Consider the following 13564-nt stretch of genomic DNA (forward strand, 5'->3'; position numbering starts at 1 on the left):
GATTGGTTAGGCTCGACGGCGTGACCGCACGGCTGCCGGTGTTCCCGCTCGCAACGGTGCTCTTTCCCGGGTTGGTGCTGCCACTGCACATCTTCGAGGAGCGCTACCGGGCCCTGGTCCGGCACCTCGTCGACCTGCCCGAGGGCGCGCCGCGCGAGTTCGGCGTGGTCGCCATCCAGGCCGGCTGGGAGGTGGCCCCCACCGGGCCCGGCGCTCGCGCCGGCAACGGTGTCGGCGACGTCACCCTGCACGAGGTGGGCTGCACCGCCGAGTTGCGCCAGGTCACCGAGCTGGCCGACGGCGGCTTCGACATCGTCACGGTCGGCCGACGTCGATTCCGGATCGCCGACGTCGACGACGCCACCGCGCCGTACCTGACGGCCGCGGTGGAATGGCTGCCCGAGGCCAGCGGGCCGGACGAGGTGGCCGACCTGCTGGCCGCCCGCGTGATCGCGGTGTTCCGGCAGTACCTGAGCCTGATCCGGCCCGACCCGGAGGAGATCTCCGAGCAGCTTCCGGAGGATCCGACGGTGTTGTCGCACCTGGTGGCGGCCACCGCCGCCCTGACCGTCGACGACCGGCAGCGGCTGCTCGCCATCGACGACACCGCCGCCCGGCTGCGCGCCGAGCTGCGGCTGCTCAACCGCGAGGCGGCTCTGCTGCGCCAGGTGCGGGCGGTTCCGGTGCCGTTGTCGGAGCTGGCGTCCCCGCCGACACCCAACTGAAGTCCGTCGGGTCGGGCTCCGGACGCAGCGACGGCCACCGCGACCAGCCGGCCATCAGGGTGTACGTGACGGCGGCACCGAACGCGGGCAGCAGCAGGTTGCCGTGCGGCACCGGCAGCACGTGCCCGAGCCAGTCGATCCCGCCGGCCCGCAGGTCGGCGGGTTTGGTGAACGCCTGCCCCGCCGGAGCGGTGTCCAGCAACCGGTCGAAGGTCGCCAGCCCGACCCGCCGCCCCACCTGCCAGGCCACCGGGGCCGCGGCCAGCGCGCCGAGCACCACGGCGAGGAGCCCGACCGGACCGCGCCGCCGGCGCAGCAGGAACCACAGGGCCAGCGCGGCGAGCACGCCGAACGCGAGCCCGAGCAGGCTGAACCAGCCGTCGGCGGCGATCGGCTGCTCCGGCTGGGGCTCGGCGTAGATCGCCCCCTCGGCGGTCTTGAGCACCGGGGTGTCCGGCGCGAACGCCGCCCAGAGCAGCCCGAGTGGCGCGCCCAGCACGGCCAGGGCGAGCGCCGCGCCGAGCACCGTCGCCACCGTCCGCAACGGCCGGCGCGGCTCGTCGGGGTCAGCTCCACCCCGCTCGGGTACGCCGTCACGGCGGCACTCCCGTCGGGGACCGACCCGAACGACGGCCCGGCGGACTCGCTCGGCGCACCCGGCCACCCGGGCGCGGTCGACGCGGCCGACGGGGACGCGGTCGACTCGTTCGTCGCGGACGGCGGCGGCACCGCCGGCCCGGCGGGCGGGGCGGACTCGCTCGGCGGCGGCACCGCCGACGGTCGGGGTGGCGCGGGGCGGTCGTCGGAGATGTCCGCGTGCCGCTCAGGATCGGGGTTGTCCGGGCTCACCCGATGATCCTCTCAGGCCGCCCGACGGGCCGGGGCGCCGGTGGCGGCGAACCAGCTCACCGGGCGAACGGCTCCGCCATGGCCGCGGCGGCGCGCAGCCACGCCTGGCGGGTCTCCGGCTGGAGCTGGTGGTACTCGATCGACGAGCCGGTCTCCAACGCCGGGTCGTACGGCACCACGGCCACCGCGCGGGTACGCGTGGCGAAATGCCGTTCCAGGTCGTCCTGTAGCGCCGAGCGGCCGGGGGTGGGGCAGGAGATAAGGGTGACCGCGTTGTCGGCGAGCTCGCCCATCCCCTCCTCGTGCAACAGGTCGAGCATCCAGTCGGCGCTGAACGCCGCGTCCTCGCGGGGCACGGTGGTGACCACCAGTTGGTCGGCGGCGTGCATCACGGTGCGCCAGTTGGGGCTCTCCACGTTGTTGCCGGTGTCCACGCAGATCACGTCGTGCGTACGCCGCAGCAGCTCGAGCACCCGCTTGACGGTGAACTGGTCGAGCCGCTGGGCGAAACGGGGGCTCTCCTCGCCGGCCAGCACGTCGTACGAGCCGTCGGAGGCGTGCCGCAGGTAGTCGTCCAGCCGCTCCAGCAGGGTCGCGCCCTCCAGGATCTCGATCTGGGCGAGGTCGCTGACCAGGTGCCGGATGGTGCGGGCGTGCCGGGCGCTGCCGGCTCGCAACCCGAGGGTGCCCCGCAGTTCGTTGTCGTCCCAGGCCAGTACGCCCCGCCCCCGCACGCTGCCGACGGTGGCGGCGGCGAGCACGGTGGCGGTGGTCTTGTGCACCCCGCCCTTGGGGTTGGCGAACGCGAACACCCGGGGTGTGCCCAGGTCGCGGCGGAGCACTCCGGTGGCGCGCTCGGTCTCCTGGTCGACGCCCTGCGGGCGCCACTCGACGCGGGCCGGGTAGCCGCGCTCGGCGAGGGCCGAGCCGGGCGGGGTGACCACCGCGACCGGCGGCGGCGCGACCGGCGGAGCGGGTGGTGGAATGACCGGCGGTGGCGCGATGGCCGGGGTGGGTGTCACCGGCGGCGCGGGCGGCGGGTAGCCGGTCTCCGGCTGGTAACCGGTCTCCAGCAGCGCGTACCGGGACTCGCCGACGGGATTGCCCGGCCGGTAGCCGTTGTCCAGGATGGCGTAGCGCGACTCCGGCTCGGAGCGGCGCGGCGGCTCGGGCTCGGCCTGGTAACCCGGCTCGGCCCGGTACGTCGGCTCGGCCCGGTAACCGGGCTCGGCCGGGTAGGTCGGCTCGGCCGGGTAACCGGGCTCGGCGCGGTACGTCGGATCGGCGCGGTAGTCCGGCTCGGACCGGTACCCGGGTTCCGCGCGGTACGTCGGCTCGGCGCGGTAGTCCGGCTCGGACCGGTACGCCGGCTCGGCGCGGTAGTCCGGCTCCGACCGGTACGCCGGCTCGGCGCGGTAGTCCGGCTCCGACCGGTATCCCGGTTCGGCACGGTAGGCCGGGTCGACCCGGTACGTCCCCTCGGCCCGGTAACCGGGCTCCTGGCCGTACGACAGATCGGCCGGATGCCCGATGGCCGACGCGCGCCCCGCGTAGCCGTTGGGGGCCGCGCGTCGCGGCAGTGGATCCGGGGCCGCCTCGTCGGCACGGCGCTCGGGCTCGGGCTGCTCCGCCGCCCGACCGCCCAGCCGGGCACGATCGAGCAACGCCCGCCACCTCGGCGCTGGTTCGGCCGGCCGGCCCCAGCCGGTCTCACTGCCCTCCACGGCCCGCCCTCCCAGCGCCATCGATCTCTGTCTGACAGGCTACGAACCAAACCCTATTCGGACCACTCCTGCGGGCGCACGCCGCCCGGCCCAGATCACGGCGGGGAGGTTGCCAGCAACCCGCTATCCGTCGCGTCCGGGGAGGTGGTGAGCGCCGACGGGGCAGGCTCGGTGGACTGCGCCGGGGTCGGCTCGGGTGACGCAATCGTTACGAGCGGTGCGGGTTCCGACGATTCGCCCATCGGCACCGGCGGCCTCGGCGTGCTCGACGTCGACCCGTCGCTCGGGCGCGGCGTCGGCGACGGACTCGGCCCGGTGTCGACCGGCGGCCGGACCACGTCGCTCTGCTCGGGCAGTGGCGGCGTGAAGACCGTACGGTCGAGGCGGTACACCTCGGGCGCCGGATCGACGGCCCGCACGTCCGGGCGGGCGGCCACCCGGCGCAGCGCCTCCGGCGCGGCGCGCACCACCGCGGCGTAGACGCAGGCGCAGCCGGCCCGGTACGCCCGGGCCTCGGCGCTGGCCACGTCCGCGTCGACGACGTACCGCTCGCGCAGCTCGCGCTCGGCGACGCCGTCGCCGCGTACCGCGGCGGCCCGTGCCCGGTAGTCGGCGGCCTCGCCGTCCTTGCGGGCGGCCACGCGTTCCATCTGCGCGACCACGTCGTCCGGCACCCGAAGGGCGGGCATCCGGACGATCTCGGTCTGCCGACCGGGCAGTGGCACCCGCCCGAAGACCGTCGAGACCGGGACGTCGCCGAGCACCGTCGCCAGTCGGTGCGGCGGCACGTACGCGTCGAGCGTCACCAGCGCGTACGTGCCGTCCACGGCGGCCGGAGCGGTCGGGCCCAGTGCGGCCAGGTCGGCCGCCGCGGAGCTGAGGTAGCCCGGGACGGAGTCGCCGTCGGCCACCCCGACGCGGGTCACCTCGCCCACCGTCGGGTCGCTGACCGGCGCGTCGTCGACGGTCCAGACGGCCGTGCCCAGCACCGCCGCCGCCGACAGCACGGCGACCCAGGAGAGCACGCCGGACCGCGTCGGACGATCAGCGAGACGGGCCACCGCCCGGGTCAACGGCGGCAGCAGCCGTTGGTCCAGCTGCCGCAGCAGGTCGCCGGCGCGCACGGGCGAAATCCCCTCGTCGGATCGATGTCGGGTGGTCGCCGCTCAGTCACGCAGGATCTCAAGCGCACGTTCCAGATCGTCAGGGTAGTCGCTGACGAACCGGACCTCGTCCCCCGAACGGGGATGCAAAAAGCTCAGTTCGCGGGCGTGCAGCCACTGACGGGCCAGGCCGAGACGGGCCGAGAGGGTGGGGTCGGCGCCGTACGTGAGGTCACCCACGCAGGGGTGCCGCAGGGTGGAGAAGTGCACCCGGATCTGGTGGGTCCGGCCGGTCTCCAGCCGGACGTCGACCAGGCTGGCGGCCGGGAACGCCTCGAGGGTGTCGTAGTGGGTGATGCTCGGCTTGCCGCCGGACACCACGGCCCAGCGGTAGTCGTGGGTCGGGTGCCGGTCGATCGGCGCGTCGACGGTGCCCCGCAGCGGGTCCAGGTGGCCCTGCACCACGGCGTGGTAGCCCTTGTCGACCTCGCGGTACTTGAAGGCCCGCTTCAACGCGGTGTACGCCTGCTCGCTCTTGGCCACCACCATGATGCCGGTGGTGCCCACGTCGAGGCGGTGCACCACGCCCTGGCGCTCGGCGGCGCCGCTGGTGGAGATGCGGTGGCCGATCGCGGCGAGCGCGCCGATCACCGTCGGGCCGGTCCATCCCGGGCTGGGATGCGCGGCCACCCCGACCGGCTTGTCCACCACGACGATGTCGTCGTCGGCGTACACGACGCGCAGGCCCGGCACCGCCTGCGGCACCACGGTCGGCGGCGCGACCGGCGCGGGCAGCGTGACGTCCAGCCAGGAGCCGGCCTTGACCTTGTGGGAGTTGGGGCGGGCGGCGCCATCCACGAGGGCGTCGCCCGCGTCGACGAGGGCGGCCGCGGCCGTCCGGGAGAGACCGAAGAGCCGGGACACCGCCTGGTCCAGGCGCATGCCGTCGAGACCGTCGGGTACGGGCAGGGAACGGTGGTCGCCGCCGGCGGCGAAGGCGGAGGTCATGCCCGCTCCCGCTGCTCGGCGTCGGCGGTGGCGTTCGCGTCGCCGCTGGCGTCGTCACCGCCGGCCCGCCGGCCGTCGCGCTGCCGACCGGTCAGCTCCAGCAGTACGGCCAGCACCACGCCACAGACGAGCGAGCTGTCCGCCAGGTTGAACACCGGGAAGTACTCGCCGTACGGCCCGAAGACGCTGATCATGTCGACCACGTGCCCGTGGAAGGGCGCGGGCGCGCGGAAGATCCGGTCCATGAGGTTGCCCAGCGCGCCGCCGAGCACCAGGCCGAGGGAGATGGCCCACGGCAGCGAGCGCAGCCGCAGCGCCATCCAGACGATCCAGCCGACCACGCCGATGGTGATCAGCGGGAAGACCCAGGTGTAGTTCGCCCCGATGCTCCACGCGGCACCGCTGTTGCGGGTGAGGCTCAGGTAGACCAGCCCGCCCAGGATCCGGACCGGCTCGCGGTCGGTGAGGCCGGCCAGCGCGAGGTGCTTGGTCACCAGGTCGGCCAGCAGGGCCACCAGGGCCACTCCGGCGAGGATCGCGACAGCCCGGGGTCGGGGCTTGCCGCCGCCCGGGTCGGTGCGGCCGGGTTCGGCGGGCGGTGCTGCGGTCATGCGCTCCCCATCGAGGTGTCTCGGCGGTGATCGCTCACCGTCTCGTCGCAGACGGGGACCGGGCCTTCAGCGCCGCTCCTCCAGCTGCTTGCACGTCACACACAGGGTGGCCGACGGGAAGGCGGCGAGGCGCTCGACCGGGATCGGGTTGCCGCACCGCTCGCACCAGCCGTAACCACCCTCGTCGAGGCGCTCCAGGGCGCGCTCGACCTGCGTGATCCGTTCCAGAATGCTGTTGGCGAGAGAGATCTCCTGCTCCCGCTCGAAGGTCTTGGTGCCGGTGTCGGCCTGGTCGTCCCCGGCCGAGTCCGTCAACCGCTCGCGCTGCAGCTCGGTGATCTCGCTCAGCGTCTGATCGTACTCGGCGCGAAGCTCGTCCCGCCGCGCCGCCAGCGCCGCCCGGATCTTCTCGGTCTCCGCCGCGCTGCGGGTGGCCTTGGCCACCGGCTTGCGGCCGGCGGTCCTGGTGTCGGCTGGCTTCGCCATGGGTCGCTCCCTCGGCCGGGGAGCCGCGCGGTCGCGGCACCTGGTCAGGGGGCGCCGACGAAGGCGTCCCCTGAGTACGAAAAGGGGCGCACGGCGACAATGGCCGCGCACTCCCGAGGTTGGCAAGAATACGGAACGTACAGGCGTCCGACAACGTGGCGCACCGTCGCACCGCTGAACCGCCCCGAGCCCTGCCTAACTGGGGCAAAGGGAACGCTAGCAGATCAACCGACCGCTTCATCTCCGTACTCGCCAAACCATCGGGCCAGCCGACCCCGTCGGCTGACGGCCCGCAGCCGCCGTTCGGCGGCGTCACGTACCCCACCGGTGGCGACGATCAACAGGCTGTCGCCGGTCTTCAGCCGGGTGTCCGGGCCGGGCACGAATCCCACCCCGTCGCGCAGCACCAGGGTCACCGAGGCGCCCAGCGGCAGCCGCAGCTCGTCGACGTGCACGCCGGCCAGCCGAGAGCCCGGCGGCACCTCCAGTTGCAACAGGTCGGCGCGCATCCGCTCGAGCGGCGCCGTCTCCACATGGATCTCGGCGGCCTCCGCCGGTGCGGTGGTCCCCAGCCGGCGGGCGAACGGACCGAGCGTGCTCGTCTGCACCAGCGTGAAGATCACCACCAGCACGAAGACCGCGTCGAAGAGGCGTTCCGCGCCCGGCACCCGTTGCGAGAGCGGGATGGTGGCCAGCACGATCGGCACCGCCCCGCGCAACCCGGCCCAGGACAGGAACGCCTGCTCCCGCAGATCCACCCGGAACGGCAACGCCGAGACCGCCACCGACAGCGGCCGGGCCAGCAGCACCAGCGCCAGACCGGCGACCACCGCCGGCAGCACCGCGGCGTCCAACCGGCCGGGCGCGACCAGCAGGCCGAGCAGCACGAACAGGCCGATCTGCGCGAGCCAGGCCAGCCCGTCGGCGAAGCCGAGGATCGCCTGTCGGTGCGGCAGGCGGGCGTTGCCCAGCAGCACCCCCGCCACGTAGACAGCGAGGAACCCCGAGGCGTGCAGCACGGCGCCGGCGGCGTACGCCAGGACGGTGATCCCCACCGCCGCGATCGGGTACAGGCCGGCCGAGGGCAGCGCCGCCCGGCGCAGCGCCCAGGTGCCGGCGAGGCCCACGCCCACGCCGACGGCCGCGCCGACGCCCAGCTCGTAACAGAGCAGCGCGACCTCGTACCACCACGGATGCGACCAGCCGGAGTGCGACAGCAGCACCACCAGCAGCACCACCGGGGCGTCGTTCATGCCCGACTCGGCCTCCAGGGTGGCCACCAGCCGGGGTGGCAACCGCAGCCGCCGCAGGGTGGCGAACACCGCCGCCGCGTCGGTGGAGGAGAGCACCGCGCCGTAGAGCAGCGCCAACCGCCAGTCCAGACCCAGCAGCAGGTGTACGGCGACGCCGACCACCACGATGCTCACGACCACGCCGACCGTGGAGAGCGCCGACGCCAACGCGAGCACCGGACGCAGCGTGCTCCACCGCGCGGTGAGGCCGCCCTCGGCGATGATCACGATCAGCGCGCAGAAGCCGAGGGTCCGGGTCAGGTCGACGTCGTCGAAGCGGATACCGAGCCCGGCTTCGCCGATGGCCACGCCGAGCGCCAGGTAGACCAACAGGCTGGGCACCCCGAGGCGGGTCGAGAGCCGGACCGCGCCAACCGCCACCAGCAGCACGGCCGCGCCCAACAACAGCGCGATGTCCAGCCCGGGCGTCACGGTCGCCAGGCCCGGGCGGTCCTCACCCGGCGGCTCCGTCGCGCAGGCGGCGCAGCACGTCGGGCAGCTCGGGGTGGGCCGGTCGACGAGGAAGAGCTTGTCCCGGCTGGCCGCGCCGGTCCGCAGCGACACTGCCGCCGGCCGGACGCCCAGCGCGGCGGCGAGGGCGCGGCGGGCCGCTTCGGTCGCCCGACCGTCCACCGCCGGAGCGTGGACGGCGATCACCAGGGAGGGTCCGTGCGGGCCGTCGAAGCGACCGCCGACGGCGTCGCGGGAGGCGCCCGGCTTCACCCGTACCGCCACGGTGAGCGCATCCTGCGGGGGCACCGGCACAGTCTTCAGAACGGCCGGGCGTCGATGAGCAGGGCGGTGGCCGGCGCGCACGTCGCGCACGGCGTGAAGCCGAGCTCGACGGCCTCGGCGACGGGAAGCGTCTCCGGGGTCCGGCCGATCAGGTGCGGGCAGGCGGCCAGGTGGTAGCGGGGCCGTCCGTCCACCACCTCGACGGAATCGGGCAGCCGGGAGATCCGGGCCGCCTCGGCGGGGGTGACCGGTTGCTCCGCGGGCTCGTCGGCCAGCGGGTCGGCGGCCAGCGGGTCGGCGGCCCCGGCGTCGGCCTGGTACGCCTCGTCGGCGCGTGCCACGAACGGTGACGCCGGACTGACGGGCGAGGTGCGTACACCGCCGTCGGCCGCCGGGGCCGGCTCGTACGGCGAGGCCACGTCGTACGCCGGCTCGGGGTCGGACGGCGGCTCGGGTGGTTGCCGCCACCCGGTGCCGCCGTCGCCGACCGTCGAAGGTACGTGCTGGACCGGCACATCCGGCTCGGCCAGCGGTGGCCCGTACGCGGCACCCGGCTCGGCCCGGCTGGCCGTGCGGAATGCCCCGCGGTCTCGCGGGCCGATCCGGCCGGGATCCGCCGAGGCGCGGTTGGCGGCTGCCTGGCGGGCGCCCGCCACCAACGCCACGGCGGCCAGCAGACTGGCCGCGATGGAGATGGTCAACAGAGTGCTGGAGCCACCGGCCAGGCCGAACACCAGCAGCACCACGGCGACGAGGATGAGCAGAAGACTCGCGACTATCACGGCTCACCCCTGCCGCGTCGTACCGTCCAGGCGGGGCCGGCGACCGTCACCATCTGCGGAGAACGATCGCCGGCCGGTGCTCAGCGTCCGGCTTCGAGGGCGCCGGAGCGCCCGCCGCCGTACGAACCGGCGAGGCCCGCCGCGGCCAGCCCGTTGCCGCCGGCGACCCGGCCTGCCTCGGAGCGGGTCATCTCGGCTTCGAGGCCCTGGCCGCGACCGTCGAGGTCCCGCAGCTGGCTCTCCAGGTACGCCTTGAGCCGGGTGCGGTACTCGCGCTCGAACTGCTTGAGCTCCTCGATGTGCTTCTGCAGGGCCGTGCGCTTGGCGTCCAGGCCGCCCATGGCCTCCTGGTGCCGCTGGCGGGCGTCCCGCTCCAGGGCGTCGGCCTTCGCGCGAGCCTCGCGGGTCACCTCCTCGGCCTTGCTCCGCGCCTCGGACAGCAGCGAGTCGGCCTCGCGGCGCGCGTCGGACACGTGGTCGTCGGCGGTGCGCTGGGCCATCATCAGCACCCGCAGCGCCTGCTGCTCACCGTCACCGGTGACGCCGGCCGGGCCGCCGGTCGCGCGGACCTGCTCCAGCTCGGCCTGCATGGCGCGGGCGGCCTGCTCGGCGGCGGACTTGTCGCGCTGGACCCGGTCGAGCTGGGCCTTGACATCGTTGAGCTCCGCCGCCAGTCGGGCGTCGCCGCCGGGGCCGGCGGGGGCACCGCCACGGCCGCCGCGCTCCACCTGGGCGCGCAGCTCGTTGTTCTCCTCGATGAGACGGGCGAGCTCGCGCTCGACCTCGTCCAGGAAGGCGTCGACCTCCTCCTCGTCATACCCCCGCTTGCCGATCGGCGGCTTTTTGAAGGCGACGTTGTGTACGTCGGCCGGGGTCAGCGGCATCGAAACTCCTCGGGTCAGTTGCGGCCGCGAAAGCGCGTCGGTCATCAGGCAGATGCCCTGATCGACGGCCCTAACACGAACTCCATCAGCACGAACAGGATAACCAGGAGCACAAGGGAGGCCAGGTCGATGCTCACGGTACCAATTCGCAGCGGAGGGATCACACGCCTCAACGCGTTGAGAGGGGGATCAGTGACGCTCCACACGGATTCCAGTCCTGCCGCCGCTCCGCGCCCCGGCTGCCACCGGCGGCCGTACTGCAGGACGGCGCTCAACACGAACCGGGACAGAAGAAGAAGCAGGAAGACATAAAGGACCAGGTACAACACTTGCAGCAAGATCGACAACACGGTCAGCGACGTCCCTCGGGTCGGGCGGGGTCAACTCAGGCTGAAAAAACCGCCCTCAGCGATCTTGGCCTTGTCCTCAGCGGTGACCTGGACATTGGCCGGTGAGAGCAGGAACACCCGATTGGTCACGCGCTCGATCGTACCGCGCAGCCCGAACGCCAGACCGGCCGCGAAGTCAACCAGACGTCGGGCGTCGGCCTCGTCCATCTCGGTGAGGTTGATGATCACCGGTACGCCGTCGCGGAAGTGCTCCCCGATGGTGCGCGCCTCCCGGTAGGTGGTCGGGTGCAGCGTGGTGATCTGGTATCGCTGCTCCTCCTCGGGCATGGCCACGCGCTCCCGCGTCACGGCCTGCGGCGCGAGGGCCAGGTTGTCCCGCGTGTGATAGGTCAGCGCACCCGACGTCTCGCTCGCCGAGGACCGCGTGATCGACCGTACGCTGGCCCGCTCGGCCCGCTCGGAGCGCTCAGCCCGCTCGGCGCGCTCCGCCCGCTCAGACCGGTCGGCGTCGCCACGGTCGGAATCGGCGAGCCGCCCGGCCGACCGCTCGGAGAGCCGGCCCCGCTCGCTCACGCGCGCCCGGGGAGCCGGCGGCTCCTCGGTGTCGTCGTCCTCGTCGGCGAACTCCTCGGCGTACCGGCTCTGCCGGTAGCGCGAGTCACGGTAACCACCCTTGTCGTAGTCACCGTCGTCGTAGGCCCGCTCGTCGTCTTCCTCGACGAGACCGAGCCAGACCCCCGCCTTGCGCAGTGCACCCATCCCGCGCCCTTCCGTCCGCCGTGCGGCACTCGCCCCCGTGCCATGTCGCCCGTCGCGAGTGGACAACCATGCCCATCGGACCGGGACGGCAATCCCGTGACATGCGATTCGCGTCGCGTGTCACGACCCCCACAGGATCGGCCGTCCCTGAAACAACACTGATGTAATTTGCCTGTCTCGCGGTCAGGCTACCGCAGCGTGGGACGCATTCCGAGCAACGCGCTACCGACGCGGACATGTGTCGCGCCGTAGCGGATCGCGATTTCCAGGTCGCCGCTCATCCCCGCCGACAACGCTGTCGCTCCCGGATGGACCGATCGGAACGCCTCGGCGATCTCGGCCAGCCGGGCGAATGCGCGATCCGGCGGCCAGCCCAGCGGCGCGACCGCCATGAGTCCGGCCAGGCGCAGCGCCGACGACTCGGCGACCGCCGCGGCGACCGTGTCCAGGCCGGACTCCGGGTCGGCCGACCCGGGCAGAGCGCCGCCCCGCGCCGGGTCGCCGTCGATGCTCACCTGCACCAGGGCGTCCAGCGGCCGTTCCCGCTGCGCCGCCGCGCCGTCCAGAGCCCGGGCCAGCCGTACGCTGTCCACCGAGTGCACGACGTCGGCGTAACGGACCACCGAACGGGCCTTGTTGCGCTGCAACTGCCCGATGAAGTGCCAGCGTGGACGTACCCCGGCGGCGGCCACCTCGGCCGCCTTGCCGGCGGCCTCCTGGTCGCGGTTCTCCCCCATGTCGGTCACCCCGAGCCCGGCCAACGCCACCACATCCCCGGCCGGGTACGTCTTGGTCACGGCGATCATGGTCACGTCGGCGGGGTCCCGGGCCGCCTGGACGCAGGCATCGGCGATCCGGGCCCGTACCGTCGCCAGACCGGCCGCGAGTTCGGCGCGCCGGTCCGGTCGTACCGTGGCTGAGCTGTCGGTCATCGGCGGCGCTCAGGAACCGTTCTTGAGGAAGTCGGGCACGTCCACGTCGTCGAAGAGCACCCGGCGGGGCGACTGCGTCGGGGCCGGCAGGGTGGCCGGCGGCGGCACCGGCGTGGTCTGCGGCGCCGGCTGGTTGGTGTTGGTCTTGCGGGTCGGCTCGGCGGCCTTGTAGGCCGGCGTGCCGCCGTCGAAGCCCGCCGCGATGACCGTCACCCGTACCTCGTCGCCGAGCGCGTCGTCGATGACCGCGCCGAAGATGATGTTGGCGTCCGGGTGGGCCGCGTCGGTGACCAGCTGCGCCGCGTCGTTGATCTCGAAGAGGCCCAGGTCGGAGCCGCCGGCGATGGAGAGCAGCACGCCGCGCGCGCCGTCCATGCTCTGCTCCAGCAGCGGGCTCGAGATGGCCGCCTCGGCCGCCTCGACCGCGCGGTTCTCCCCGCGGGCGCTGCCGATGCCCATCAACGCGCTGCCCGCGCCGCTCATCACGCTCTTGACGTCGGCGAAGTCCAGGTTGATCAGACCCGGGGTCGTGATCAGGTCGGTGATGCCCTGCACACCGGAGAGCAGCACCTGGTCGGCGGTGCGGAACGCGTCCATCATGCTGATGTTGCGGTCGCCGAGCGCCAGCAGCCGGTCGTTCGGGATTACGATCAGGGTGTCGCACTGGTTACGCAGTTCGTCTATTCCGGACTCGGCCTGCACCTGCCGGCGCTTGCCCTCGAACGAGAACGGCCGGGTCACCACGCCGATGGTCAGCGCGCCGAGCTTGCGGGCGATGTTCGCCACCACGGGCGCGCCGCCGGTGCCGGTGCCGCCGCCCTCGCCGCAGGTCACGAAGACCATGTCGGCGCCCTTGAGCACCTCCTCGATCTCGTCGCGGTGGTCCTCGGCGGCGTTCTTGCCGACGTCCGGGTTGGCGCCCGCGCCCAGCCCGCGGGTCAGCTCGCGGCCGACGTCGAGCTTGACGTCGGCGTCACTCATCAGCAGCGCCTGGGCATCGGTGTTGATCGCGATGAACTCGACGCCCTTGAGCCCAACCTCGATCATCCGGTTGACGGCGTTGACGCCGCCACCCCCGATGCCGACGACCTTGATGACCGCCAGGTAGTTGTGCGGAGGTGTCATCTCCGGTCCTTTCCCTTCGAGATTGGCTTCGGCCGACCGGGTACGGCGTGGCCAGCCCAGCGGCCGACGACAGCGCCACCAGCGAGGATCAGAGGTGAACCCTCACCCTCTACTAGAGGCTTACAGTTATGTCAACCACTGAACCTCTTCGGGGCAACGTAAGCGCCGCCGCGCCATGAGCCAAGGACCCGGTCGGCGT

The 13564-nt window shown here is 73.3% G+C and carries 14 protein-coding genes; 1 reads left to right on the forward strand and 13 read right to left on the reverse strand.

All coding sequences use genetic code 11. The features are described from left to right. Positions 1–20: 20 nt before the first annotated feature. Positions 21–725 carry an LON peptidase substrate-binding domain-containing protein gene (locus ACQP0N_RS23695; RefSeq protein WP_396799204.1) on the forward strand — a complete coding sequence of 235 codons (705 nt, stop codon included), beginning with the start codon at positions 21–23 and terminating at the stop codon, positions 723–725. Here ACQP0N_RS23695 and ACQP0N_RS23700 read toward each other — a convergent pair. From ACQP0N_RS23700 to ftsZ, 13 genes are all read right to left on the reverse strand, one after another. Next, positions 640–1260 carry a DUF2567 domain-containing protein gene (locus ACQP0N_RS23700; RefSeq protein ID WP_433114208.1) on the reverse strand — a complete coding sequence of 207 codons (621 nt, stop codon included), beginning with the start codon at positions 1258–1260 and terminating at the stop codon, positions 640–642. The two genes, ACQP0N_RS23695 and ACQP0N_RS23700, sit on opposite strands and share 86 nt — an antisense overlap. 370 nt (positions 1261–1630) lie before the next feature. Next, positions 1631–3298 carry an AAA family ATPase gene (locus tag ACQP0N_RS23705; RefSeq protein WP_433114210.1) on the reverse strand — a complete coding sequence of 556 codons (1668 nt, stop codon included), beginning with the start codon at positions 3296–3298 and terminating at the stop codon, positions 1631–1633. Between the two features lie 95 nt (positions 3299–3393). Beyond that, positions 3394–4422 (reverse strand): hypothetical protein, encoded by a 1029-nt coding sequence (locus ACQP0N_RS23710; protein WP_433114212.1) that lies wholly within the window; start codon positions 4420–4422, stop codon positions 3394–3396. A 42-nt stretch (positions 4423–4464) separates the two neighbouring features. After that, positions 4465–5409 (reverse strand): RluA family pseudouridine synthase, encoded by a 945-nt coding sequence (locus ACQP0N_RS23715; RefSeq protein ID WP_355049478.1) that lies wholly within the window; start codon positions 5407–5409, stop codon positions 4465–4467. After that, positions 5406–6020 (reverse strand): signal peptidase II, encoded by a 615-nt coding sequence (gene lspA / locus ACQP0N_RS23720; RefSeq protein WP_355049477.1) that lies wholly within the window; start codon positions 6018–6020, stop codon positions 5406–5408. The genes ACQP0N_RS23715 and lspA overlap by 4 nt, the downstream gene beginning before the upstream one ends. Positions 6021–6086: 66 nt before the next feature. Further along, positions 6087–6506 carry a TraR/DksA family transcriptional regulator gene (locus ACQP0N_RS23725; RefSeq protein ID WP_355049476.1) on the reverse strand — a complete coding sequence of 140 codons (420 nt, stop codon included), beginning with the start codon at positions 6504–6506 and terminating at the stop codon, positions 6087–6089. 224 nt (positions 6507–6730) lie between these two features. Then, the gene (locus ACQP0N_RS23730; protein WP_433114215.1) at positions 6731–8557 is read right to left on the reverse strand and encodes a potassium/proton antiporter; all 1827 of its coding nucleotides are present in this window, start codon (positions 8555–8557) and stop codon (positions 6731–6733) included. Positions 8558–8568: 11 nt separating this feature from the next. Then, positions 8569–9315, reverse strand: a complete 747-nt coding sequence (locus ACQP0N_RS23735) for a hypothetical protein (protein WP_433114216.1) — start codon at positions 9313–9315, stop codon at positions 8569–8571. Between the two features lie 80 nt (positions 9316–9395). Beyond that, positions 9396–10199, reverse strand: a complete 804-nt coding sequence (locus tag ACQP0N_RS23740) for a DivIVA domain-containing protein (RefSeq protein WP_355049472.1) — start codon at positions 10197–10199, stop codon at positions 9396–9398. 44 nt (positions 10200–10243) lie between these two features. Then, on the reverse strand, positions 10244–10549 hold the full coding sequence (locus ACQP0N_RS23745; protein WP_355049471.1) for a YggT family protein: 306 nt from the start codon (positions 10547–10549) through the stop codon (positions 10244–10246). A 30-nt stretch (positions 10550–10579) separates the two neighbouring features. Then, positions 10580–11308 carry a cell division protein SepF gene (locus ACQP0N_RS23750; protein ID WP_433114219.1) on the reverse strand — a complete coding sequence of 243 codons (729 nt, stop codon included), beginning with the start codon at positions 11306–11308 and terminating at the stop codon, positions 10580–10582. A gap of 188 nt (positions 11309–11496) precedes the next feature. After that, the gene (locus ACQP0N_RS23755; protein WP_433114221.1) at positions 11497–12240 is read right to left on the reverse strand and encodes a YggS family pyridoxal phosphate-dependent enzyme; all 744 of its coding nucleotides are present in this window, start codon (positions 12238–12240) and stop codon (positions 11497–11499) included. Between the two features lie 9 nt (positions 12241–12249). Next, complete coding sequence (gene ftsZ, locus ACQP0N_RS23760; protein WP_355049468.1) at positions 12250–13365, reverse strand: cell division protein FtsZ; 1116 nt, start codon at positions 13363–13365, stop codon at positions 12250–12252. Positions 13366–13564: the final 199 nt, after the last annotated feature.

Source organism: Micromonospora sp. CA-246542 (assembly GCF_050942905.1).
Taxonomy (GTDB): domain Bacteria; phylum Actinomycetota; class Actinomycetes; order Mycobacteriales; family Micromonosporaceae; genus Micromonospora.